Source organism: Planococcus glaciei (assembly GCF_900099655.1).
Taxonomy (GTDB): domain Bacteria; phylum Bacillota; class Bacilli; order Bacillales_A; family Planococcaceae; genus Planococcus; species Planococcus glaciei.
This window is the reverse complement of record NZ_FNDC01000013.1, coordinates 1-24703: the sequence shown is the minus strand read 5'-3', so window position 1 is coordinate 24703 and position 24703 is coordinate 1. Positions and strand designations below refer to the sequence as shown.

The 24703-nt window shown below is 46.9% G+C and carries 28 protein-coding genes, 1 pseudogene and 1 other annotated feature; of the genes and pseudogenes, 3 read left to right on the top strand and 26 right to left on the bottom strand.

Going from position 1 to position 24703, the window contains the following annotated elements; all coding sequences use genetic code 11:
* Window positions 1-43: 43 nt before the first annotated feature.
* The 10 genes from BLQ32_RS14890 to ruvA form a co-directional block, all read right to left on the bottom strand.
* On the bottom strand, window positions 44-556 hold the full coding sequence (locus tag BLQ32_RS14890) for an adenine phosphoribosyltransferase (RefSeq protein WP_074510956.1): 513 nt from the start codon (window positions 554-556) through the stop codon (window positions 44-46).
* Window positions 547-2889 (bottom strand): single-stranded-DNA-specific exonuclease RecJ, encoded by a 2343-nt coding sequence (gene recJ / locus BLQ32_RS14885; protein ID WP_074510955.1) that lies wholly within the window; start codon window positions 2887-2889, stop codon window positions 547-549. The genes BLQ32_RS14890 and recJ overlap by 10 nt, the downstream gene beginning before the upstream one ends.
* 549 nt (window positions 2890-3438) lie before the next feature.
* Window positions 3439-3783 carry a LapA family protein gene (locus tag BLQ32_RS14875; RefSeq protein WP_036806266.1) on the bottom strand — a complete coding sequence of 115 codons (345 nt, stop codon included), beginning with the start codon at window positions 3781-3783 and terminating at the stop codon, window positions 3439-3441.
* Window positions 3784-3911: 128 nt separating this feature from the next.
* Window positions 3912-6191 carry a protein translocase subunit SecDF gene (secDF, locus tag BLQ32_RS14870; RefSeq protein ID WP_074510953.1) on the bottom strand — a complete coding sequence of 760 codons (2280 nt, stop codon included), beginning with the start codon at window positions 6189-6191 and terminating at the stop codon, window positions 3912-3914.
* A 66-nt stretch (window positions 6192-6257) separates the two neighbouring features.
* Entirely contained in the window at window positions 6258-6578 is a 321-nt protein-coding gene (locus BLQ32_RS14865) for a post-transcriptional regulator (protein ID WP_074510952.1), read from the bottom strand.
* A 228-nt stretch (window positions 6579-6806) separates the two neighbouring features.
* Entirely contained in the window at window positions 6807-7082 is a 276-nt protein-coding gene (gene yajC, locus BLQ32_RS14860) for a preprotein translocase subunit YajC (protein WP_053165521.1), read from the bottom strand.
* Window positions 7083-7116: 34 nt separating this feature from the next.
* The gene (gene tgt, locus BLQ32_RS14855) at window positions 7117-8259 is read right to left on the bottom strand and encodes a tRNA guanosine(34) transglycosylase Tgt (protein WP_074510951.1); all 1143 of its coding nucleotides are present in this window, start codon (window positions 8257-8259) and stop codon (window positions 7117-7119) included.
* Window positions 8256-9308, bottom strand: coding sequence for a tRNA preQ1(34) S-adenosylmethionine ribosyltransferase-isomerase QueA (gene queA, locus BLQ32_RS14850; RefSeq protein ID WP_036806250.1), 1053 nt, complete (start codon window positions 9306-9308; stop codon window positions 8256-8258). The genes tgt and queA overlap by 4 nt, the downstream gene beginning before the upstream one ends.
* Before the next feature lie 25 nt (window positions 9309-9333).
* The gene (gene ruvB, locus BLQ32_RS14845; RefSeq protein ID WP_053165519.1) at window positions 9334-10332 is read right to left on the bottom strand and encodes a Holliday junction branch migration DNA helicase RuvB; all 999 of its coding nucleotides are present in this window, start codon (window positions 10330-10332) and stop codon (window positions 9334-9336) included.
* A gap of 19 nt (window positions 10333-10351) precedes the next feature.
* The gene (gene ruvA / locus BLQ32_RS14840) at window positions 10352-10948 is read right to left on the bottom strand and encodes a Holliday junction branch migration protein RuvA (RefSeq protein WP_053165518.1); all 597 of its coding nucleotides are present in this window, start codon (window positions 10946-10948) and stop codon (window positions 10352-10354) included.
* Window positions 10949-11071: 123 nt separating this feature from the next.
* Here ruvA and BLQ32_RS14835 point away from each other — a divergent pair, with 123 nt between their 5' ends.
* Window positions 11072-11605, top strand: coding sequence for a transcription repressor NadR (locus BLQ32_RS14835; RefSeq protein ID WP_036806241.1), 534 nt, complete (start codon window positions 11072-11074; stop codon window positions 11603-11605).
* Between the two features lie 338 nt (window positions 11606-11943).
* Here the strand turns inward: BLQ32_RS14835 and pheA are convergent, their stop codons facing one another.
* From pheA to BLQ32_RS14765, 14 genes and pseudogenes are all read right to left on the bottom strand, one after another.
* A complete protein-coding gene (pheA, locus tag BLQ32_RS14830; protein WP_053165517.1) occupies window positions 11944-12816 on the bottom strand; it encodes a prephenate dehydratase in 873 nt (290 codons plus the stop codon).
* Window positions 12817-12830: 14 nt separating this feature from the next.
* Window positions 12831-13283 (bottom strand): ACT domain-containing protein, encoded by a 453-nt coding sequence (locus BLQ32_RS14825; RefSeq protein WP_036806235.1) that lies wholly within the window; start codon window positions 13281-13283, stop codon window positions 12831-12833.
* Window positions 13284-13337: 54 nt separating this feature from the next.
* On the bottom strand, window positions 13338-14627 hold the full coding sequence (gene obgE / locus BLQ32_RS14820; protein WP_036806233.1) for a GTPase ObgE: 1290 nt from the start codon (window positions 14625-14627) through the stop codon (window positions 13338-13340).
* 1 nt (window position 14628) lies between these two features.
* Complete coding sequence (locus BLQ32_RS14815) at window positions 14629-15144, bottom strand: Spo0B domain-containing protein (protein ID WP_074510950.1); 516 nt, start codon at window positions 15142-15144, stop codon at window positions 14629-14631.
* A gap of 102 nt (window positions 15145-15246) precedes the next feature.
* Window positions 15247-15537, bottom strand: coding sequence for a 50S ribosomal protein L27 (gene rpmA / locus BLQ32_RS14810; protein ID WP_036806229.1), 291 nt, complete (start codon window positions 15535-15537; stop codon window positions 15247-15249).
* Between the two features lie 13 nt (window positions 15538-15550).
* Window positions 15551-15880, bottom strand: a complete 330-nt coding sequence (locus tag BLQ32_RS14805) for a ribosomal-processing cysteine protease Prp (protein ID WP_036806226.1) — start codon at window positions 15878-15880, stop codon at window positions 15551-15553.
* A gap of 3 nt (window positions 15881-15883) precedes the next feature.
* Complete coding sequence (gene rplU, locus BLQ32_RS14800; RefSeq protein ID WP_036806223.1) at window positions 15884-16192, bottom strand: 50S ribosomal protein L21; 309 nt, start codon at window positions 16190-16192, stop codon at window positions 15884-15886.
* Window positions 16193-16206: 14 nt separating this feature from the next.
* Window positions 16207-16289, bottom strand: a sequence feature (ribosomal protein L21 leader region).
* Between the two features lie 353 nt (window positions 16290-16642).
* A complete protein-coding gene (gene minD, locus BLQ32_RS14795; protein ID WP_036806219.1) occupies window positions 16643-17446 on the bottom strand; it encodes a septum site-determining protein MinD in 804 nt (267 codons plus the stop codon).
* A gap of 1 nt (window position 17447) precedes the next feature.
* Window positions 17448-18113 (bottom strand): septum site-determining protein MinC, encoded by a 666-nt coding sequence (gene minC, locus BLQ32_RS14790; RefSeq protein ID WP_074511006.1) that lies wholly within the window; start codon window positions 18111-18113, stop codon window positions 17448-17450.
* Window positions 18114-18212: 99 nt separating this feature from the next.
* Complete coding sequence (gene mreD / locus BLQ32_RS14785; protein ID WP_074510949.1) at window positions 18213-18758, bottom strand: rod shape-determining protein MreD; 546 nt, start codon at window positions 18756-18758, stop codon at window positions 18213-18215.
* The gene (gene mreC / locus BLQ32_RS14780; RefSeq protein ID WP_036806213.1) at window positions 18755-19639 is read right to left on the bottom strand and encodes a rod shape-determining protein MreC; all 885 of its coding nucleotides are present in this window, start codon (window positions 19637-19639) and stop codon (window positions 18755-18757) included. Before mreC ends, mreD begins: the two co-directional genes overlap by 4 nt.
* Window positions 19640-19653: 14 nt before the next feature.
* Entirely contained in the window at window positions 19654-20682 is a 1029-nt protein-coding gene (locus tag BLQ32_RS14775) for a rod shape-determining protein (RefSeq protein WP_074510948.1), read from the bottom strand.
* A gap of 215 nt (window positions 20683-20897) precedes the next feature.
* A pseudogene (locus tag BLQ32_RS14770) lies at window positions 20898-21056 on the bottom strand (JAB domain-containing protein); the annotation flags it as partial.
* A 56-nt stretch (window positions 21057-21112) separates the two neighbouring features.
* Window positions 21113-21337, bottom strand: coding sequence for a helix-turn-helix domain-containing protein (locus BLQ32_RS14765; protein ID WP_074511005.1), 225 nt, complete (start codon window positions 21335-21337; stop codon window positions 21113-21115).
* Between the two features lie 163 nt (window positions 21338-21500).
* Between BLQ32_RS14765 and BLQ32_RS14760 the strand changes: the two genes are divergently transcribed.
* The gene (locus BLQ32_RS14760) at window positions 21501-22037 is read left to right on the top strand and encodes a hypothetical protein (protein ID WP_074510947.1); all 537 of its coding nucleotides are present in this window, start codon (window positions 21501-21503) and stop codon (window positions 22035-22037) included.
* A 90-nt stretch (window positions 22038-22127) separates the two neighbouring features.
* Window positions 22128-22451, top strand: a complete 324-nt coding sequence (locus tag BLQ32_RS14755) for a hypothetical protein (RefSeq protein WP_074510946.1) — start codon at window positions 22128-22130, stop codon at window positions 22449-22451.
* Window positions 22452-22634: 183 nt separating this feature from the next.
* Here the strand turns inward: BLQ32_RS14755 and BLQ32_RS14750 are convergent, their stop codons facing one another.
* Both BLQ32_RS14750 and BLQ32_RS14745 read right to left on the bottom strand, forming a co-directional pair.
* Window positions 22635-24137 (bottom strand): DNA/RNA helicase domain-containing protein, encoded by a 1503-nt coding sequence (locus BLQ32_RS14750; protein WP_074511004.1) that lies wholly within the window; start codon window positions 24135-24137, stop codon window positions 22635-22637.
* A gap of 312 nt (window positions 24138-24449) precedes the next feature.
* Window positions 24450-24703, bottom strand: a 254-nt coding sequence (locus BLQ32_RS14745; protein WP_175557120.1) for an ATP-binding protein, incomplete at its 5' end; no start/stop codon positions are given.

Genomic DNA, 24703 nt, shown 5'->3' with positions numbered 1-24703 from the left:
CTATAAAAAATTCCCCCCGCCAGCAATTGGCGGAGGGAAAAGATTAATACTGCATAAGTGTCATAATGTCATAGCCGTCAAGGTTCTTGCGGCCGTCCAAATACGTCAGTTCAATCAGGAATGCACAGCCCACGACGATGCCGCCCAGCTGCTCCACCAAATTGATGGTTGCGCCGATTGTTCCGCCCGTTGCCAATAAATCATCCGTGATCAATACACGTTGGCCTGGTTTGATGGCATCTTTGTGCATCGTCAACACGTCTTTGCCGTATTCAAGGCCATATTCAGCGCGAATCACTTCACGCGGCAATTTCCCTTCTTTGCGGACAGGTGCAAAGCCGATTCCCAGTGCGTACGCAACCGGGCAGCCAATGATAAAACCGCGGGCTTCAGGGCCGACGATCAATTCTGCATTCACTGTTTTCGCGTATTCCACAATCTGGTCGGTAGCGTATTTATATACTTCTCCGTTATCCATAATTGTCGAAATGTCTTTGAAACTGATCCCTGGTTTTGGCCAGTCTTCAACAATTGTTACGTACTGCTTTAAATCCATAATTCTTCCTCCTTGGCCGACACTTTCGCATCAAACCACTCTTTTAAATCCTTATAAGATGCATACAAAAGCTTTTGTTCCAACGCGATTTGCTGCTGGCGCTTCTTGTAAATCGGCGCTTCCGACAAATCCCGCTTGCCTGTAGCTGCTGCAATCTCTGTAAGTCCATTGTTAAGTGTAACAAAACCGAGTTCAAAAAACACCTGAAGCATGAAAAATAATGCTTCCCGCGTCCACCCTTTGTGCTTGGCAAGTTCATCGCTGTGCTTTTTAAAATCAAACGAACCGCGTTTTTTAATAAATGCAAAGAGCCACGCAAACTGCTCCCGCGTAGGGATCTGCTCGAAATACTGCGACTCTTTTGCATAGAAATGGGCGTAGATCCGTTTCGGATTAATATGTGACAAAACTTCGGCTAATTGCTCTTCGGTGTCCGGCAAATCCAGAAGCACCAAATGGAATTTCGGTTCATCGAGCTCTTGCAGCGTCTCAGGCGTATAAATCGGCTGCTGCAGAAGCGTCTGGAACACGGCAACGGTTTCCGGCTTAAAGGCCAGGAAAACCTGTTCTTTTTCCGGAATCAGCTTCGACCAGCGGGATACTTGCCGGATGCCGCGGATATCGAACAATTGCCATTCATCCGTTCGGATGTCTTCAATCATCAGCTGCGGCTTTTTGCGGCCGTTCCACTCGTTGATCTGAAGGTCGCCGATGACATCAATTTTCACATCGGGCGTCAATTCATCGCCGAGAGGGCCGATGCCGAAACCGACGGCATCAATGGTCGCAGCGTTTTGGGCCAGTTCCATTTTCAAGTGGTTTTGCGCTGCACCGATTTTTCGGATCGACGCCACTTTCACTTCATCCAGGAAAAACTTCGGCTTGGCAAAGCCCATGCCAAAAGGCGCCAAATAGCGCATCGATTCAATCGTTTCGATATCGATTTCTTCCAGGCGGACGGGAATATCAATTTCCACAACAGGAATCAAATCTTCTTCGGTCAAACTCGTTTCCGCTTGTTTATTTAACCGTTCGCGCAGCGCATCGACATGTTCCAGATCGAGCGTCATGCCGGCTGCCATCGGGTGCCCGCCGAAATGCGGCAGGATGTCGCGGTTCGCTGCCAGTTCATTGTACAAATGGAAGCCTTCAATGCTGCGGGCGGAGCCTTTTGCTTTGCCGGTTTCCGGATTCAGCGACAACACAATTGTCGGGCGGTAATATTTCTCCACTAGCTTCGAAGCCACAATCCCGACTACGCCCGGGTTCCAGCCTTCCTGCGCCACCACAATGACATGCGGCGGTCCGTCCGGATAACGGGCGTCCACCTGCCCCGTTGCTTCATCTGATATCTGTTTGACGATGGCCTGGCGCTCTTTGTTCAATACATCAAGTCCTCCGGCAAGGCTGCGGGCTTCCGCAGCATCATCGGTCATAAACAATTGCACCGCCGGATCGGCATCCTGAAGGCGGCCAATTGCATTGATGCGCGGCCCGAACATAAAGCCGATCGTTTCTTCCGTAATTTCGCGCTGCTTCACGCCGGACACTTCCGACAAAGCGTCGATCGCTGGGCGCGGCGTGTCCCGCAGTGCTTCCAAGCCCATTTTTACGAGAATGCGGTTTTCGTCATGCAGCGGCACCAAATCGGCAATCGTGCCGATCGCCACAAGTTCCACCAGGTGATCCGGCACTTCTTCATACAATGCCTGGGCGATTTTGAATGCCACACCGACGCCTGCCAGTTCACCGAACGGATAATCGCCTTCCGGATGGCGCGGATGGACAATCGCCAATGCATTTGGCATCGTTTCGCCGATGTCATGGTGGTCGCTGATAATGACTTCCATGCCGAGGCTATTGGCAAACTCTACTTCGTCGATGCCCGAAATGCCGTTATCGACGGTGACGATCAAGTTCACACCTTCGTCATGCGCTTCCTGGAACAATTCTTTATTCGGCCCGTAGCCATGCTTAAAGCGGTTCGGGATCTTAAAGGAAACATCAGCACCGAGGTCTTCGAGCACCGTCATCATGACGGTCGTGCTCGTAACTCCATCGGCATCGTAGTCACCGTACACTAAAATTTTCTGTTGTTCTTCAATGGCTTGGCGGATGCGCCCGACGGCAATGTCCATATCTTTCATGAGATACGGGTTATGTATTCCGTGCGCGTCCATGTTCATGAAATCACGTGCTTCTTCAGCGGTCGTAATGCCCCGCGTCACTAATATTTTGGCCAAAACGGACGAAATGGATAATTCTGTTTGAATGGCTTGCACCCGCTCCATGTCGGGAGTGGTCAAGCGCCATCGCTTTTTGGATTCTATCATGTACATTCACTTCCTTACCCGTTCATTATACAGAATTTCCGCGCAGACAAAAAGAAGTTGTCCCAAAAGAAATTTGGGACAACTTCTTTGCTTGTTGAGAAAGATATAGAAATACTCCTTCTAGATAGCACCAATATTCCGCAAAACAGCTCCGCTTTCCTGCGGGCTTGCGCCGAACTAACTCGGCTTAACAGCCGAGTGGATTTCGGCACGGCGCTGTCCCGCGGGAGTCTCCGCTGTTTTGCTCCATATCGAGAGAAGGCAAAAAATCACTGAGCGCTTTATTTTATTCTCTCTTTTCACGTACATTCTTATAAAAAAGCCGGAAAAGGGAATGAAGCGCAAGGCGGCGAGCAAGTCGGAAGAAAGTAGTTCGATTGAATTGTTTGCGACGAAGCTAGCGCAGCGATGCAACGCTCTTTCATGTTTCGAAGCTAGCGTAGCGATGCAGAAACAGGAGCAATTGTATTCCTCTACGATTCATTAGAAGCAAGTGAGGCTGTCCGATAAGTCGAATAATAGACTTCTCGGACAGCCCTTTTGTTTAGATTAAAGCGTTTGGCGGTCATCGGTGACGACCATCGCTTCAGGATGGACATCGGCTTTCTGGTATTCCGCAATTTCATTTTGCTGGGTGGCAATCAGCGATTCCTTCACCGCAATTTCTTTTTGAAGCGATTTAACTTTCCGCTGCAAAGTGAACATGCGAATGATGGCCACGGTGCCGCTGAGCAAGAATCCTAAAAGAGCGGAGACAAGAATAACGAGAATGAGCGGCCATTGGGCTTCCCCAAATAAATAATTGACTGGAACATTTTCCACATTGGCTACTGCAAAAACTGCGAGCAACACTGCAAGTATAAGCCCAATGATGGCGAGCGCTTGAAATTTCATCGTGTGCATCTCCCTTCAAAATAGATAAAAAAATGGAACAAGGTCATAAGTTCTATACCCTGTTCCATTTCTTTTATAAACTTATCCCAATTGAAGGGGCAGAAGCTCCCATTGAACGGAAGTTCTCTTTATACGACAGGCTCGTCAGAACCCCATTTGTTTTTCTCTTCCAGCTTCTCGATATCGATTGGGCCTTTTTTGTTCAATTCCCGTTTTTTCAATACGAGCCATAACTGGGCTGCGATGAAAATCGAAGAATACGTACCGGCAACCAAGCCGATCAATAAAGCGAGCGAGAAGTTGGTGATGGAAGGTGCTCCCCATACCAGCAAGGCAATAACAACCAGCACCACCGTCAACACGGTGTTGACAGAACGGCCAAGCGTCTGGCGAAGCGATTTGTTGACGATCAATTCCAATTGTTCCACGGAATCGATTTTCTTCATCCGCTTCAAGTTTTCACGGATCCGGTCAAACGTAACGATGGTATCGTTGATCGAATAACCGACAATCGTCAGCACCGCGGCGATAAAGGTGATATCCACTTCCAGGCGCAGCAAGCTGAAGACGGCAACGATAAAGAATGCGTCATGCAGCAAGGCCACAATGGAAGCGACACCCATGCGCCATTCAAAGCGGACAGCCACGTAAAGAATGATCCCGATGGACGCAATCGCCAGAGCATACACGGCGTTTTTCGCTAATTCCTGTCCGACTGTCGGCGATACCGTAGAAATGTTCGGTTCGTGATTGAACTCTTCCATTGCCGCAGCTTTCAAGGTATTGATTTCTTCCTGGCTAAACTCTTCAACATAGCGCGTCACGCCGATATTAGAGTTGTCGCCAGAAATAACTACATCTTCAGTTGGATAACCATTTTCATTTAAGAACGTTTCTATCTGTTCTTTCGTGACCGCTGAATCTGCCGTGATTTCGACGCGCGTACCGCTCGAGAAGTCAATGCCGAGATTCAGACGGAAAACGCCGATGACAACCATACCGGCTACAATCAAGGCAATCGACGCAATGAAGAATTTATTGCGGTGCTTAGCAAAGTCATAGCGGTCGAAGCGAGTGGAAAGGTCCAAGATTTCCAGGTTTTCTTCCGGCTTATGGACAAGCGATTTCCGGAGTCCGAACAAACCGACTTTGCCGTCCAATATGCCGCTTCCGACGAGCAGGCCAAGCAAGAGTCGTGAACCCCAAATTGCTGTCAGGAATGACACAAGAATCGAGATGATCAACAGCGTTGCAAACCCTTTGACGGAGCTTGTCCCGAAAATGAACAACACGACTGCGGCGATCAAAGTGGTGACGTTGGCATCCAGAATCGCTGAGAACGAGCTGGCTGCCCCCGCCTTGAATGAATCTTTGACGCTGCGGCCGATCCTCAATTCTTCGCGGATCCGCTCATAAGTGATGATGTTGGCATCGACTGCCATACCGACCCCAAGTACGATGGATGCAATACCCGGCAGCGTCAGGACGCCGCCAATCCATTCAAACGTCAGCAAGATCAAGTACACGAATACGGCCAGCGTAATCGCAGCAATCAATCCCGGCAAACGGTAATAGACCAGCATGAACAACAATACAAGCCCGATACCGATTGTAGCTGCCAATATCGTCTGGTCAAGTGCCTCTGCACCGAACTGGGCGCCGACAGAAGTCGAATAGATTTCTTCCAGGCTGACCGGCAATGCACCGGCGTTCAAAATCCCCGCCAGGTTCTGCGTTTCTTCTACAGTGAAGGCGCCGGAAATTTCAACCGACTGCGAATTGATGCGCTGGGAAACACGCGGTGCGGAAACGAATTTCGGATCCGGCTTCGTGAGTTCCTCAGCGTATGAATCCACGCCTTCTTCAAAATCGAGCCAAATGACCAAAACATTGCTTGGCGGCGGCAATTGTGAAATTTCGCTGGTGATTTCAGCGAATTTGCCTGGATCGTTCAATTCAAGGGTTACAACAGGCGCGCCATTTTGGTCAAATGTCCCTGCCGCTCCGCCTTGTTTCAAATCACTGCCGTCGAGCATTACTTCATCTTCCGCATTGCGGAACGTCAAGTTCGCTTCGGTGGACAATAATTCACGAGCTGAAGCCTGATCTTCAACACCGGCCAACTGGACGCGGATGCGGTTATCCCCTTCAATCTGGATGACCGGTTCACTTACGCCCAGCACGTCAATCCGGCTGGCCAGTGCTTCCGAAGTATCCGCCAATACTGCCGGCGTAATCTTCTGCTCTCCGCCTTCAAGCGGTTTTACTTCGTAGAGAACTTCGAATCCGCCTTGCAGATCCAATCCCAATCTGATGTCTTTTGCAATGGGTAAACTCGTGGGAGCCATAATTCCTATCAAGACAATGATGATAAGGAAAAAGGCGATTAAACGACCTCTTGCTTTCATATGTAACTATTCCTCCTCAGTGTGAAAAACACAGCACTATCATTATGAAACAGCCGCTTTAAGGTGTCAATTCGAATTAGGCTTTTTCGAAACCGGCCGCAAGAGCTGCTCGAGTTCTGCCAGATTTCCTTCTGCAAAAAAGCTTGCCCCTTTTAACCCTTCCACCTGATGATATGCGACAAATTCCGAAGCGGTCGTCCCCATAATATCGTTGACCATTTCATGAAGCCGCATGTCCTCGATATTTTTCTTCTTCCACTTTTTCTTTAAACAGAATTGCCACAATGACTCCGGTGTGACGGTATCGTATTGCATGTAATGGAATTCAGCAATTTTGCTTTCCAATGCAGGCAGCACCATGTCATATTGATCGGTAAAATCTAACATTTTAAATCTCCTTCCATCCGTTCTTTTCCATTGTATCCGATTGCAGGAATATTGAGAACATTGCTTTTTAATTTTTTTATTAGTTAGCCGGACCGGGGCGAGTGATTTCTTCAACTTACAGAGTGAACCGTGACCGAAACAGCAAGTCCACCATCGGCCTTAAATTCAATAAGTCCAGTCCACATTATAGATAAAAAAAATCGCCTTCAAGGTCGAAGGCGAGATTTCTTAGACAGTTGTTTTTGCTGAATCGACGACGCGGGCGATTGCCTGGCGCTCGAATTGCAAACGTGTTCCGTCTGAAACAGTCAGGTAAACCGTTGTGTCATCCACAGCGTCTACTTGGCCGTGAAGGCCTCCGATTGTTACGACACGGTCACCGCGGCGCAATTCCGATTGCATGTTAGCTGTCGCTTTTTGACGCTTTTGTGCAGGACGGATAATGAAAAACCACATTAACAAGAACATCAAGATTAACGGTGATAATGCTACCAAAGTATCCATTTTTCAAGTTCCCCCTTTCACTCTCTCTTTTCTTTTAGAAATTTTTAGCGTTTGGCTTATTGAAACCATAAGCTTCAAAAAATTCTTCGCGGAAATCTCCCAGGCGGTCCTCACGAATCGCTTGGCGTACCTGTTTCATTAAGTTTAACAGAAATTGCAGGTTATGATAACTAGTAAGTCTGATTCCAAAGGTTTCATCTGCACGAATCAAGTGATGGACGTACGCACGCGTGTAGTTTGTGCATGTGTAGCAGTCGCATTTTTCATCGATCGGCGTGAAATCGCGCTTGAATGCCGCGTTTTTGATGTTCAGGCGTCCCGTGCTTGTCATCAGTGTGCCGTTGCGTGCAATGCGGGTCGGCAGGACACAGTCAAACATATCGACGCCGCGGATCGCTCCGTCAATCAACGAATCCGGAGAACCGACGCCCATCAAGTAACGCGGTTTGTCTGTCGGCAGCAACGGCGTTGTGAATTCAAGCGCGCGGTTCATGACGTCTTTCGGTTCGCCGACGGACAAGCCGCCGATCGCGTATCCCGGGAAATCAAGCGATACAAGGTCGCGTGCGCTTTGTTTGCGCAGGTCTTCGTATTCGCCGCCTTGGATGATACCGAACAAGCCTTGGTCTTTTTTGCGTGCATGTGCTTCCATGCAGCGCTCTGCCCAGCGAGATGTGCGCTCGACGCTTGATTTCATGTATTCGTGGGAAGCCGGGTAAGGCGGACACTCGTCGAACGCCATCATGATATCGGACCCAAGGTCGTTCTGGATTTCCATCGCTTTTTCCGGGCTCAAGAACAATTTGTCGCCGTTCATATGGTTGCGGAAATGGACGCCTTCTTCTTTGATGTTGCGGAATTCGCTCAAAGAGAACACCTGGAAGCCGCCGGAATCGGTCAAAATCGGACGGTCCCAGTTCATGAATTTGTGCAGGCCGCCAGCTTCGCGGATAACGTCGTTGCCTGGGCGCAGCCACAAATGGTACGTGTTGCTCAAAATAATGCCGGCATCCATCGCTTTTAATTCTTCAGGCGACATCGTTTTCACGGTTGCCTGCGTGCCAACCGGCATAAACGCCGGCGTTTCAAATGAACCGTGCGGCGTGTGGACAATCCCTAAACGCGCGCCGGTCTGTTTGCAAGTTTTAATATGTTCGTACCATACTGCTTCAGTCATTGGTGAGTCTCCTTTTTCTGTGGTTCAATGAACATCGCATCCCCGAAAGAGAAGAAACGGTAGCGTTCATTCACGGCTTCATTGTAAGCGTTCAAAATGTTTTCGCGGTTCGACAAGGCACTGACCAGCATCACCAAAGTCGATTTCGGCAAGTGGAAATTGGTGATCAAGCCGTCGATTGCTTGGAATTCAAAGCCCGGGAAAATGAAGATATCGGTCCAGCCGCTGTCTTCTTTCAGCTCGCCGCCGAATTTCTCCGCTACGGATTCAAGCGTACGGGTCGACGTTGTGCCAACGGAAATCACGCGGCCGCCCTGTTTTTTCGTGTTGTTGATAAGATCTGCCGTTTCCTGGGTGATGCGGTAGAATTCGGCGTGCATTTTGTGGTCATCAATCGAATCGACCGATACCGGACGGAACGTACCCAGTCCGACGTGCAGTGTAATAAAAGCGATATTGATGCCTTTTGCGCGGATTTCATCGAGCAGTTCTTCGGTGAAATGAAGGCCGGCAGTCGGAGCCGCAGCGCTTCCCCGTTCTTTTGCGAATACGGTCTGGTAGCGCTCCTGGTCTTCGAGCTTTTCGCGGATATATGGAGGCAGCGGCATTTCGCCAAGTTGGTCCAGGATCTCATAGAAAATGCCATCGTAGATCATTTTAAAATGGCGTCCGCCGTGGTCAAGAAGTGCCGTGCACTCCGCTTTCAATAGCCCGTCGCCAAATGAAATGACCGTGCCCACTTTCACTTTTTTCGCAGGCTTGACAAGCGTTTCCCACACATCGTCTTCGACTTGCTTCAACAGCAGCAATTCGATATGGGCACCGGTTTCTTCCTTGACGCCCATGAGGCGCGCCGGCAAGACACGCGTATCGTTCAGGACCAGCGTGTCCCCTTCGTGCAAATAATCGGTAATGTCGCGGAAATGGCGATGGTCGACATCACCCGTTTCTTTATTCATGACCAACAGCCGGCTCGACGTCCGATCAAGCAGCGGCGTTTGGGCAATCAATTCTTCAGGCAAGTGAAAATCAAAATCGTTTACGTTCATTTTTCAAAACTTCCTTTGTTTAGAATCATTCAGGCATTTCCATCTGGAAATGCTCATAAGCGAGCGGTGTAACAATGCGCCCTCTTGGCGTGCGCTGGATAAAGCCGATCTGCAGCAAATACGGCTCGTAGACGTCTTCAATCGTCGTCGATTCTTCGCCGATGCTTGCAGCAATCGTATCCAGTCCGACCGGGCCGCCGCGGAAACGCTGGATCATGCCCATCATCAATTTATGGTCGATGTGGTCGAGGCCGAGCGGGTCGACTTGCAGCATTTCAAGTGCTTGAGACGCCATATCTTCTGTGATGGTGCCATTGCCGCGCACTTGTGCAAAATCGCGCACCCGTTTCAACAAGCGGTTCGCGATACGCGGGGTCCCACGGGAACGGCGTGCGATTTCAACCGCTGCCTGCGGCGCAATGTCCGCTTCAAACAGCTTTGAGCTGCGCACCACAATGTCTGTCAGCGATTCGGTGTCGTAATAATCCAATCGTGCATGGACGCCGAAGCGGTCGCGCAGCGGCGCTGACAAGGCACCGGCGCGCGTTGTAGCGCCGATTAACGTAAACGGTGGCAAATCAAGCCGCACGGAACGTGCAGTGGGCCCTTTGCCGACTACGATATCCAGGCAAAAATCTTCCATTGCCGGATACAGCACTTCTTCAATCGAGCGGTTCAGCCGGTGGATTTCGTCGATAAAGAGCACATCTCCCGGTTCAAGCGACGACACAACGGCCGCCAAATCACCCGGGCGTTCGATCGCCGGTCCGCTCGTCATTTTCACATTTACTGCCATTTCATTGGCGATGACGGCTGCCAATGTCGTTTTCCCGAGTCCAGGAGGCCCGTACAAAAGTACATGGTCCAAGCTCTCCTCGCGCATCTTTGCCGCTTCGATGAAAATTTCCAAGTTGTGCTTCACTTTTTGCTGGCCGATATACTGCGCCAAATACTGTGGGCGCAGCGACTGCTCAAAGCGTTCATCAAATTCGGAAACTTCGCCTCCGATTACCCGTTCTTCCATGCCGTCCGCCTCCTTTTCATCAGTTTTGTTTCAACAATAATTGCAATGCTTTTTTCATATAACCTTCTGTGTTCAAATCCAGGTCTTTCAGTTTCGGCTTCACTTTCGCGATTTCGCGTTCGGAATAGCCCAGTGCCCCAAGTGCCAGCATCGCTTCTTCCAGTTCCACGTCGTCATGCGCCAACAAACTGTGCGACACATCGCTTTCAAACGGCTCTCCGAAGAATTCAGCAAGCTTGCCTTTCAAGTCGAGAATCATCTGGCGCGCCGTTTTCTTGCCGACGCCCGGGAATTTCACGAGATACGACTCGTCTTCCCGCTCGATTGCTTCAATGACGTGCTGCGGCTGCCCGCTGGCTAAAATCGCGAGCGCCCCTTTTGGCCCGATGCCGGATACCGAAATCAGCTTGCGGAACAACTCCCGCTGCTCCAGTGTCGGAAAACCGAACAATAAATGCGCATCTTCCCTAACGTGATAATGCACAAATACCTGCAGTTCCTCTGTTCCGAACGAATACGGGTTCGGCGCAAAAATCTGCCAGCCAATCCCTTGCTGCTCAACAACTAAGTATTCCGGGGTCACGCGTGTGACAACCCCTTTTATGTAATCGTACATGTACGTCGCCCTCCAATTTAACTTATTGATTATAGCATATTTGTTCCCCTTTTACGAAATAAACCCGCTATGAAAATAGCCGTGTTAAAATAGAATTACTATTTAAGAAAGCTGGGATTTACTATGACAAAATTATACGGCGAACAGCGCCGGCAAATCTTGCTCGAAAAATTGAAAACCTCAAGCGAACCGTTGACCGGCGGCGAACTGGCCAGTTTCGCCGGCGTCTCGCGCCAAGTCATCGTCAGCGACATGACGCTGTTAAAAGCGCGCAACGAACCGATTATTGCGACAAGCCAGGGCTACCTGTATATGCGGGAGCGCGGCACGGAAACCATCAGCCGCCGCATCGCCTGCCGCCACCAGCCGGAAGACACCGAACGCGAATTAAAAATTCTCGTCGCAGCAGGCGTCACCGTCAAAGACGTATCGGTCGAGCATCCGGTGTACGGCGAATTGACAGCGGGCATCCACGTATCGAACGCCGCAGAAGTCGAAGCGTTCATGCAGCGCGTCCGCGAAACCGGCGCTAGCTATCTCTTGGAACTCACAGACGGCACGCATCTGCACACCATCACCGCCCCAAACGTCGCCATGCTGCAAAGCGCGATCGCCGCCATGCGCGAACATGGCTTTTTGCTGGAGGATAACGAATAAGGAATGATGAAAAAACCGGAAACTGGTCGACGGTTTCCGGTTTTTTTGTTTTGTGTGCGTTTGCCGGGATTTGTGTACGTTCAGCGTATTCTAGACACTCCTTCGCCTCCAACACAATTGCCATCCTCTTTGATTGGATGCTTTTCGCAAGCGAAAAGCGAAACGGCCAACCAGGAGACGGCTTGTTTCAATTTTATTTGCGTTCACACCGATTTATTTGCGCTCAGCAGAATTTATTTGCGTTTAAAGTTTTTTATTTGCGTTCAGCACAGGTTTATTTGCGTTCAGCATTTTTCGACAAAAAAATCCCCGCAGCACATTCGGCTGCGGGGATTTCTTTATGCCTGGTTGCGGTACGTGTAGTACGAACCGAGCGTTTTCACTTCACAGCCGATGGCGGCCAGTTCTTCGAACGCGCCGCGCATCATCGTGGCGCTTTCGTCTTCCAATACATCGATGATAAAGAAGTAATTGCCGAGGCCGGTCTTCAACGGACGCGATTCGATTTTGCTCAAGTTGAGCTGGCGCCAAGCGAATACCGACAGCACCTGGTGCAGGACACCCGAGCGGTCGTCTTTTGGCGGCGAAATCATCAGCGTCGTTTTGATCTGGCCTTCATGGCCTGGAACTTCCAGTTTATGATCGGTTTTGGACAGCACGAAAAAGCGTGTGTGGTTAAAATGGAAATCGTGGATGTCGCGGTGCAGAATCGTCAAACCGTATTTCTGCGCCGAGAATTCATTGCCAATGGCCGCAATCGGGCGTTCGGGCAGTTCCGACACCATCTTCGCAGCAGCCGACGTCGAGCTGTATTGCTCGAGCGGCGTGTTTTTATATGTATAATATAAAAATTTATGGCTCTGGGCCAATGCTTGCGGATGCGAATAAATCGCTTCGAACGAATCGGCATCTGCATTGTCCGGATGCACCAGAAAATGCTGGCCAATCGGCGAAAGGACTTCAGCCGTCACGTACAATTGGGCTTCATGAAACAAGTAATCGACCGTCAGCGAAACCGATCCTTCGAGTGCATTTTCCAGCGGCACGACAGCGTAATCGACGCTGCCTTCTGCCACTGCTTCAATGCATTCAGGAATTGTTGCAAACGGGACCTGCTGGCCATCCGGGAAAACCCGGAGCGCCGCCAAATGCGTAAACGACGCTTCCGGCCCTAAATATGAAATTCGGTTTTTTGCAGTTTGTCCAGCCATCCAACCACTCCTCTTTATGATGATCCACTTGATACAATATCAGCCGACTCGACAAAATCGAGTTTTTTCAGCTGTTGCAGAAAAGCATCCAAATCCATCTCCATCGCCGTTACGTCCAGCGACAGCGTCACGTTGGCGCGCCCCTGGATCGGAATCGTCTGGTGGATGGTCAGGATATTGCAGCGGGCTTCCGCCACCGTATGAAGAAGCATGGCAAGCGTCCCGGAACGGTCCTCCAATTGAAGGAATACCGTCAGGATCCGCTCGCGCACGATTGAATGGAATGGAAATACCGCATCCCGATATTTATAAAACGCCGAGCGAGACAAACCGGTTTTATTGACCGCATCCAAAATCGACATGCGGTCGCGCTGCAGCAGCCGTTTGACTTCCAGCGTTTTCTGCATCGCTTCGGTCAAAACGTCCTCGCGCACTAAATAAAACCGTTGTTCCGATATGTCCTTCATTCCTCAACCCTCCAAATAAAGTGCAACTAAAGCCGACCAGGGAAAAACCCCGGATCAGTCCATAAATTCGAATTCGAACTCAAGCAGGCGGACCGTATCGCCGTTTTCAGCACCGCGTTCACGCAGCGCGTCGTCAATCCCCATGCCGCGCATCTGGCGGGCAAATCGGCGGATCGAGTCTTCTCTTGAGAAATCGGTCATTTTGAATAAACGCTCAATGGCATAGCCCGACAAAACATAAGCGCCGTCTGGATCGCGCGTGATATCGAAGCCGTCTGCCTCTGATTCGTGTTTGTACAGAACTGTGCTTTCTGACTCATCCGCTTCTTCGTCGATCAATGGGAATTCTTCTGTAACTTCCAATAGATCGGCGATGGCGTGCAATAAGCTCGACAAACCTTTGCGGCTAAGCGCAGAAATTGGGAAAATGCGGGCATCTTCCGGCAATTTTTCGCGGAATTTCGCCAGATTTTCTTCTGCATCCGGCATATCCATTTTGTTCGCGACAATCAATTGCGGACGTTCTGTCAAACGCATATTGTATTGCTGCAATTCTTCATTGATTGTTACGTAATCCTCGTAAGGATCGCGGCCTTCCATGGCAGACATATCGATGACGTGCACGATAACGCGTGTGCGTTCGATATGGCGCAGGAACTGATGCCCGAGGCCAACGCCTTGGTGCGCGCCTTCGATCAATCCCGGAAGATCGGCCATAACGAAGCTGCGGTGGTCTTCTGTTTCGACCATGCCGAGGTTCGGTACGATTGTCGTGAAGTGGTATTCCGCGATTTTCGGTTTTGCTGCAGAAACAACAGACAACAGCGTCGATTTCCCGACACTCGGGAATCCGACTAGTCCGGCATCCGCCAAAACTTTCAATTCCAAGGTTACATTGCGTTCATAGCCCGGTTCACCTTTTTCAGAAAGTTCCGGTGCCGGGTTGGCAGGCGTCGCGAAACGGGAGTTTCCTCTGCCTCCGCGACCGCCTTTTGCGATGACTGCAGTTTGGCCATGCTCCACCAAATCGGCAATCGTTTCGCCGGTATCGATGTCTTTAACGACGGTGCCCGGCGGAACTTTGATAAATGTATCTTCGGCTTTCGCGCCGTGTTTATTGGAGCTCATACCGTGTGTTCCACGGTCAGCTTTAAAGATCCGCTTGTAGCGGAAATCCATCAAAGTGCGCAGGCCTTCTTCAACGATAAAGACGATGTCGCCGCCTTTGCCGCCGTCGCCGCCCGCAGGACCGCCATTTGGTACATATTTTTCGCGGCGGAACGCAACCATACCGTCCCCGCCGTCGCCACCTCTAACATAAACTTTTACGTGATCGACAAACATATTATCCCTCCATCTGTGCGCGTACCGTGACCCGTAAGCCATCCGGACCGCACTCTTTTACAGCGTGTAAATTTGAAACTTCCGGAATCTCAAGATCCGTCCAGTTTCCGTTCAAAGCTAATTCCATCGTCAACGACTCGCCTTCATTTTTCAAAAGGATCAGGCCTGCGTACTCGGCATACGGATCCAGCTTCGGCTCAACGGTGTGCACGAATTGCTCCAGCACAGCCAAAAACGCCGCATCTTTTTCCGTAATGCCTTTTGCCGCCAGGCATTCCACTCGAAAATGAAATTCCGGGTGCTGCCACTTCGAGAGCAGCAGCCACTCCTCAGTCATCGGCATCTTCAAGCCGGACAACCGGCTCAGATGCACAGCCGCTTCGGCATGCGAGCGAATAATCGCTTGGGCCTCTTCCTGCCGTCCCAGATCCAAATACATATTGATCAATTGCAATTCATTCAAGAAGTCATGGCGCGCATGCCGAAGCGATTGTGCCACCGTTTTCGTCTCTTTCATAAGTCACGTCCCGTTTTAGCTTCTTTTATCAGTATAACAAGATTCCGCGGGAATTTCCTGAAAAAGAAAAAGGGCTGCAAGCGCAGCCCTTTTCGTTTTGTATTAAGCTTCTTGTGCTACTGGGTATACGCTCACTTTTTTCTTGTCGCGTCCGTAACGTTCGAAACGTACGATTCCGTCAACTTTAGCAAAAAGTGTATCGTCTCCACCGCGTCCTACGTTTTCACCAGGGTAAATTTTAGTACCGCGTTGACGGTATAAAATTGAGCCGCCAGAAACGAGTTGGCCGTCTGCACGTTTTGCGCCAAGGCGTTTAGATTCTGAGTCACGTCCGTTTCTCGTTGAACCTACACCTTTTTTGGATGCAAAAAACTGAAGATCTAATCTTAACATTCTGTTCCACCTCCTAAGCTGTGAAGGTTATTTTAATATATTGCCCATAATCTTGTTCAATCGTTTTTAAGGAAACGATCATCGCACGCACGAGCAATTGAACTTGCTCTTCTGTCTTCTCATCAAGGCGATCGGGAAACACGACTTTTAAATAGCCGCTGCTTTCCTGCTGGATTTGGGGTTCGATTTTCGTCAGCTCCAGTATGGCATTCACCGCTCCAAAGGAGACAGCGGACGCTCCAGCACATACGAGGTCTTGCCCGTGTTCAGCAAAATCCGCGTGGCCCGACATTTCGAAAGACAAAATGCGGTCAGATGTTTCTTTTACGTTTACTCGTATCATGTCTTACAGGTTGATCGCGTCGACAGTCAATTTCGTGTATGGCTGACGATGACCTTGTTTTTTGTGATAGTTCTTTTTCGCTTTGTATTTGAAGACAGTGATTTTCTTTTGTTTGCCGTGTTTTGCAACTTTAGCAGTTACAGTAGCACCTTCAACGAAAGGAACACCAACTTTAGCGTCTTCTCCACCTACGAATAAAACTTTGTCAAATGTGATAACGTCACCAGCTTCTCCGTTCAATTTCTCAACGTAGATCTCTTGGCCCGCTTCAACTTTGATTTGTTTACCACCAGTTTCAATAATTGCGTACATATCCTTGCACCTCCTCTTAGACTAAGACTCGCCTATTCAGGTGATCTGCATTGCTGCGGATTCTTACATAACCTGATTCGAGCGGTTGTAGCACAGGTGCGCTACAAACATAACATTAAAATAATACCATGCGACAAAGGTCGCGTCAACCGATATTTGAAAGTAAGCGGCAATGTTTTGTTGCTGCTTTCTTTTATTTACCCGGAAATTCCGTGAACTATTCATAGAACGTCCTAAATGATCATAGAAGTCTTCCGAGTGATCATAGAACTGCGCTGAATGCTCATAGAACTCTCCCGAGTGATCATAGAACTTCGCCAAACGCTCATAGAACTCTTCTGAGCGATCATAGAACCGCTCGAAACGCTCATAGCTCTCCGAATGCCATAAAACGCCACAGATATTTCAGGCCAAATAAAAACCCCCGCATCTCTGCAGGGGTCACAACTTTTATGATTTCGCGAAAATCGATTTGACTTTCGAGAAGAAGTTTTGGTTTTTCTTGTCCATCGTCATCAACGGCACCGATTCACCAAGAATCCGGCGCGCGATGTTGCGGTAGCCGATGGCTGCACGGTTTGTCGGATCCATGACAACCGGCTCGCCGCGGTTCGAGCTTGAGATGACGGATTCTTCGTCGGCTACGATGCCGAGAAGATCGATCGACAAATGCGTCGTGATTTCATTGACGTCCATTGACTCGCCGGAATTCATCAAATGCTGGCGAATGCGGTTGATGATCAATTTCGGCGGCTCAATGTTTTCTTCAAGTTCCAACAGGCCGATGATGCGGTCAGCGTCGCGGACAGCTGAAATTTCAGGCGTCGTCACGACGATGGCCTTGTCGGCGCCGGCAACAGCATTTTTATAGCCTTGCTCGATGCCTGCCGGGCAGTCGATGATGACGAAATCATAATCTTTCTTGAGTTCCGTCACCAATTCTTTCATCTGTTCCGGATTGACGTCGTTTTTGTCAGCTGTTTGCGCAGCCGGCAAAAGATACAGCATGTCATCAAAACGTTTGTCTTTGACAAGCGCCTGGTGCACTTTGCAGCGTCCTTCGAGCACATCGATCAAATCGTAGATGATGCGGTTTTCAAGCCCTAAAATAACATCTAAATTGCGCAAACCGATATCCGTATCGATCAAGCAGACCTTTTTCCCTTGAAGAGCCAATGCAGTTCCGAGATTGGCGGTTGTCGTCGTCTTTCCGACGCCTCCCTTACCTGATGTAATAACTATAGCTTCTCCCACATTAGCTTCCTCCTTTAAACGTTGAAATTTCCGGCCGTAAGAACCGCAATTCCTGTAAACGATCTATGATGATGCTGCCACTCTTATGTAAGTAAGCGCATTCCATTTCCGGTTGTTCCGATAATACTGTCAGCTCATCCGTCATGATTTCCAGCATATCATCAATTTGCAGATGCGTCGCTTCCAGCCACGAAGCAGCGATTACCGCGTCGCGGTTGCCGTTGGCGCCTGCATGCGCGATGCCTTTCAGGCGCCCGAGCACATAGATATTGCCGCCGGCCACGATGCGGCCGTTCGGATTAACGTCGCCTACAACGACAAGGTCGCCGTCCGCTTTGACCACTTGGCCTGAACGGACGATGCCGACGTAGGTTTCCGACTGCTGTTCCAATACCCGCTGGTTGCATTCCGCAACCGTCAAGACGTCGCTTTTTACGCCCACGACCTGCAATTCAGTGCCTTTTTGAGTCACTTCGGTAATTTCTTTGATCTGGGCCTCAGTGCAATACCGATTGCCCAGGGAAATCTGTACTTCTGCACTGCCTTCCAGCGCAGGGTCCGACACCTTTGCCTGCAGCTCTTTCAGCAGATCGGTGTAAGAACACTGGTCGTCGAGCTGCAGTACGAGCCCTTTGTTCGTCCCTTTGATATAGACAAGATTCTTCAAAAATGTGTCACCTGCGCTTCCATAATAATAAAAAACAGCTTCGGCCAACGGGCGTTCAAGCTCCGCCAGCCATGGTCTCCCGCTTGAAGAGGCGGAAGTTTATTGATTGTAAAACCGTGACAAAGTCAGGCTTTTGTTCTGTTCGAACGTTCGGCGGACGATAACCGAGCGGAATGCCCAGCCGAGAACGATCAAAAACAATGAGTTTGCAATCATCGATGGCAGCAGGCGCATATTCAAAAACGTGCCGATTGAAATGGACGTCAAGCCAATCAATGCGAAAAACTGGTACAGCACAAATTCAAATACAACCGTCAGTGTCAATGCGATGATTGTTGCGACGATCAAATTGCGTTCGATGTTTTTCACGATGTATCCTGCAGCCACACAAAGTGCAGGATACAAAAACGAATATAGTCCAATTATATCGATGAAGAACACATCATACAAGAGCCCGAAGAATAATCCGTACAGCATTGCGCGTTTTGTGTTGTGAAAAATCGACACAAAAATCAAAAACATGATCAAAAACCGCGGTACGACGTAGTAATAGTCTCCGCCAATCGTCAAGGGCGAAAACATGCCGAACACCGGCTCCAGGAAAAACAAGGCCAGGCCGATCAGCGGAATCCAGAACCGTTTCATGATTCATCATCCTTGATCACGCCGTTGTCTTCCCCGTCCACTTCCGGCAATACGCGGTCCGCGATCACGACATGGTTCAGCAGTGTAAAGTCGGCAGCGGGTTTTACGTAGACAAGCTGCGTCAAGCCAAACTCATCGATGGTGATTTCGGTGATTTCCCCGATGACGATGCCTTTCGGGAAAATGCCGCCGAGCCCGCTGGAAGTGACTTGCTGGCCTTTTTCAAGCTTGATGTCGGCATCGATCCGTTTCAGGAGCAATTCGCGCCGTTCCACATCGTAGCCTTCAATCAAGCCGAAGACATTCTTTTTGCCGCCGATGACCATGGCGGAAACCCGGTAGTTTGGGTTCTGGGTCGAAATCAATTCTACCGTAGCGGTATTAGGTGTTGTCAAGGTCACTTTTCCAATCAGGCCTTGCGCCGTCATGACGGCCATATTTTCTGACACGCCGTCGTCTGTGCCTTTGTTGATGATCATTTTTTCTTCCCATTGATCCGGATTCCGGGCCACTACTTGCGCCTGGATCGGGTTATAGCTGCGCAAATCGGCTTCCTTATCAACGAGCGTTTTCAACTCGGTGTTTTCCGAGCGCAAGTCGGTCACTTCTGCCTGCACACTAGCAAATTCTTCTAGACGGGATTTCAAATACTTATTTTCTTCATATGTATTCAAAAGAGAATCGATATTATCAAACATTCCCGTGATAAATTGGGCTGGCACGGAAAATACCATCTGGCCCGCGCCGACGACATCCTTGATCATTTGCTCCGGCGCCGACACATTGTCCCGGTCGCGAAGCGAAAAAGAAATTAAGGCAACAAGCAGGATAACGCCGAGCAGCAGCAAAATAAGCCGCTTGTTTGAAAAAAAGTGAAACATTGCGGCAATCCTCCTTATTTATGTGATTGCTGGTATCGAAAATCTTCTATATGGTCGAGCGCTTTCCCGGTCCCGATTGCGACGCAGTCGAGCGGATCTTCAGCCACAATCACCGGCATATTCGTTTCAGCTGAAATCAGTTTATCCAGGTTCTTGAGCAAAGCTCCGCCCCCGGTCAGGACAATGCCGCGCTCAATCAAATCCGCGGAGAGTTCCGGCGGCGTCGTTTCAAGCGTGGATTTCACTGCATCAATTATTGAAGCCACCGGTTCTTTCACGGCTTCGGCAATTTCTTCAGCGCTGATTTCAATCGTTTTCGGAAAGCCCGTCAGCAAATCGCGCCCACGGATTTCCATTTTAACATTTTTTTCTGCATCTGTAACAGTGCGCGCAGACCCAATTGTGCATTTAATCGTCTCTGCCGTGCGCTCACCGATCGTTACATTATAAGCTTTGCGAATGTAGTGGATAATGGCAATGTCCAGCGCATCTCCAGCGATGCGGACCGATTGGCTGGCGACGATGCCGCCAAGCGAAATGACGGCCACTTCAGTCGTTCCGCCACCAATATCGACGACCATACTGCCGGTAGGTTCCCAAATCGGCAAATTTGCTCCGATAGCGGCAGCGAGCGGCTCTTCAATCGTGAATGCTTCCCGCACCCCCGCTTGCCTGGCTGCATTTTTAATGGCCCGTTTTTCGACGGACGTGATGCCAAATGGCACACAAATCATGACATTCGGTTTGCCCCATGAGCGGCCGGCCGTCTTCAGCGCGGTCTGCAAATAATGCCGGATCATGAGAGACGTCGTATCAAAATCTGAAATGACGCCGTCTTTCATGGGGCGAATTGCCACAATCGACGCCGGCGTACGGCCGATCATATTGCGCGCGTATTCCCCAACAGCGACGATGTCGCCCGTATTCGTATTTTTAGCGACTACAGAAGGTTCCCGCAGCACGATGCCTTGATTTTTGATGAAAACTAATGTATTGGCCGTACCTAAATCGATGCCCACATCTCTGGATCCGATTCCGAACACATCTATTCTCCCCTTCTTTAACGCTCTTTAACGGCCAATAAAACCACCTCTTTAGAAAAGGTGGATTTGCACATGGCCGCAAAGTCCGATTCAATCAACAAACAGTCTGCAAAGCGCGTAGGCTCTGCGGATTGCGGTGTCTCTTTATAGAAAAAAAGTGATCGTGCCGATACAATAACTCTCATTATAGCGGATAAAAAGCGAAAGTAACAGCCCTACATAAATCCCTTTTCATTCAAGGAAGTAAACTGATGGTCCCCGATAATGATGTGGTCCAATAGTTCAATGCCGATGATGCTGCCGGCTTCCATCAGGCGCTTTGTCACCGCGATGTCTTCCGGCGACGGCGCCGGATTTCCGGACGGGTGGAAATGTTAATGTCCATTACTTTAAGCTTCATGAAGTTTGTTGCAAATGGAAAACCGAGGAACTACCTAAGTAGTTCCTCGGTTTTCTTTAGAAGAATATGAGGGCTAACTTCAAGAGGTTTTGCCAAAGCAAAAACTGTATTTATTGTCGGCTTTCTCTTTCCTCTTTCAATCAGACTGATATATGTACGATCTAGGTCACATGAATGGGCCAGACCCTCTTGTGAGAATTTCATTCTAATTCTTTCCTCTTTTAATACTTGGCCAAAAGCTTCTTCAATACTCATAATATCCCTACAATCATTTTTTAACTCATGATTGGAGAAATATAAATTTAAGTCCACGGACTATAGTCTTCAAAAAAGTTCCCGGTATGATAAACTATCTATAATTTATATTTCAAGCCGCCTTAAAACTTCGGGAGTATGATAAAAATTTTAGGAGGTAAAAATGGAAGAATTAAAACTAACTCTAAATAAGCTGAAGATTCCTAAGCAATTAAAAACTTATATAAATAGAAGTACTTTTATAAAAGAAAACTTAAACAAAGAAAGCCTTCTTATAATAGAAGAGCTTTTTATATATTATGATTCCCTCTATATATTTGACACATCAGAATTTTGCGCCTCAGTAGTTCTTGTGATTAAAAGAACAAAAGATAATAATACATTTTATTATTATCTTAAGGAAGAGATTGAATCGAATGTATTCTTGCAGAGTAAAGGAAAAAGTAAAAGCAATGAAAAAGAAAGCACAATAATAACTGAAGACGTTTTGCATAGAATTTTTATAAATGCATCTCAAGTTCTCTTTACTAACATTGATAAAATAGGTACTAAGGAAAAAATTGATTTACTTTCTGTTTATAAGAGTTTGGGAGAATTAGAAGCAATTATCAAAATAACTAACAATGATTACTTTTATAAACTAAAAAAACTTGGAGAATCAATCTTTATAAATTTTGTTGAAAGACAAACTGAAAAGTAAACAATATTTTAGTCGTTTTTTTATTATATACTTTTCAGAATTTTCCATATAGAATTATTTTATTCTTAGAAAGATAGGAGATGGAAATCTATGAAATATATCTCTACTGTAGAAAAAGCTATTAAAGAAATTAATTTTCTTCAAGAATTTGTTTTACTTGCTAAAGACTATCAAGATATAACTTTAGAACAAAGAATAATTAAGCTTTATGCTTATGAAGGAAGTATTAATGAAGTAACTAAAATAATTAATACTGAGCTTTCAAAAAATGGTGAGCAAATTATTGATTCTGTATTTGTTTCCAATGTAATACAAAGTAAACCTATGGATTCTTTACATAAGATACTACGAATGAATTACATGAATAAAACTAAACATATCAGAAAAAAATCAAGCAAGAAAATTTCATATTAATATTATTAATTTATTTAGAATCAAGTGCATCACCTCTTCCTTAGCTAAAATGAAAAAAGCCCACCTTTAATTTGGCTGGGCTTTTTGTGCTTTTACTTTCTATATATCATACAATACTAATGATTATAAATAATGTCTTTAGAGTAGGATCTGTACTATCAGTGTAGTGCGGTAACACCTTCATCACTTCCGTACGAACTCAGTCTGCTGAAGAATTTTGAGACAACCTTCCAAAACACGTGGATTTTTAATGATAACAAGGTTTAATTTTTTTCGGGCTCGTGTAACCATCTGCAAAAGCATATATAATGGAGGGTAAACCATTTGCTGTGTTTCTGCTACAGTTTCCAGTTGCCCTCGTTCATTGTGAAAGAAATTCCAATCAATAACACATGCTACATTGTCATATTCTTGTCCGATTACTTCGTGTGCTGTCTCACTGCCAGAGCTTCTATAATACTCATAATAGAACATGCCATACATAGATGGAGTTGGACTTATGACTTTCCATCCTCGATCAGTCAGACTCTCTAAATACTCTTTCGCGTCTTTAATTTCCGATAAATAGCTAAGGGTCACATTTGAATAATTCTGGTCAGTTTTTATTTCACGCAAATCAAAAAGACTTTTAATGAAATTAGCTAGTTCTGCATTAGTTCTTATCTTCTTTTTTAAAGTGAACGATTTAGGTTCTGCATCTTGTGCAATAATTTGAAGAGCATTACTTTTTTTCTCTTTTTCAGAAAGAGTTTGTCGAGGATCAAATGAAAAGATGCAATTTTTATTTGTCGCTCTCACTTTTTCAATAATCAAATCTGCTTGTAATGAAGTTAATCTCTGAGATTCATCTACAATAATCAATTCATAATCATCAAAATTCAAGTTCCTGATGTATTTTGGCTGACTTATATTCCAGTCGTAAACTTCTTCAAGTATACGTTGTCCAGAATTTATAGAAGCTGTATGTAGAATAAGCACTTCTTTCCCTAAATTCTTCATTTCTTTAGCAATGTCATATGTTAATAGTGTTTTTCCTGTTCCTGCAGCCCCTTCGATAGAGAAGAAATTACTCCCACTTGTATGACAATCTGTAAGAATTTCTTTTTTAATATTCTTTTGATGATCGGTCAAGAAGTATTCGTCTTCTATAAATGCTGCAGTTTGATTAAACGGTGAAACTAAATAGCGAATTGGATCGAAAAGTTTGTGAATATCATCAATTTCTTCTAGCCGTTGTTCACACAATTCTTCTTTAAGTGTTTCAACATCAATTTCTTCTATTTCCTCTTGAGCATTTAGTTTATAAAGTTTTTCCTCGCTCGAAACATACGTGTAACTTAAAATTTCCTTTTCTAAAAATTTTAAGTAGTACCTATTCTCAAGTAACTGTTTTTTTATCTTCTCTTCATCACTTTGCTGTTTTAATTCAATATTGATAATGCTTTTTTCGCCAAATCGAAGTAAATCAAATTCCTTACTAATTTGATTTATTCTAAATCCAACGTAAAACCCCTCAAAAATATCTGCAAAATGTTTTTCTTTCCTTAAGGTAAAAAGTAGACTACGTAAATCTTCGTATTCGTGATCTCTTAGACTTGCTTCAAATTCCTTTAAATATAATATAAATAACGGTTCTTCTAAATCACTTTTTGCATTAATTAATGAGATTATATTAATTGGTTTCACAGCAATCTTCCTTCTTCCCGTATTTAGAAATGTATAAGTACTTTGTATCATATTATATGAGATTAACATAAATCAATTCCCTTTTCTTCCTTTTATTTCTACCTATAAAATTATTTATGAATTCTTCTTTTGTCATATACATTTATATGATGTATTAAAAATGGAATTGTAATACCGATAAAAGGTTCAATACTTATAACATGCTCAATTTTGAGCACAGCTAAAACCCCATCCTTTACCAATTAGGACGGGTGTAACCGTCAAGTAGAATAGATCAATTTTCCCCAAATAAGATAGATCAACTTTCCCCAATTAAGACAGACCACTTGTTTCGGGAAACAAAGTTTTTCGGTATTTCATACGGATGCTGTCCGTTTCTTCACCAAAGGTAATGATTTCGCTCCGGTGGAGCAGGCGATCTAAGATGGCCGTCGTCAATGTGGGATCACCCAGGAATTTACCCCATTCATTCGGACCCTTGTTCGAGGTTAAAATGAAAGCAGCTTTGTCATAGAGGTCGTAAATGAATTGAAAAAACAAATGGGCTTCGTGTGCTTCATACGTCA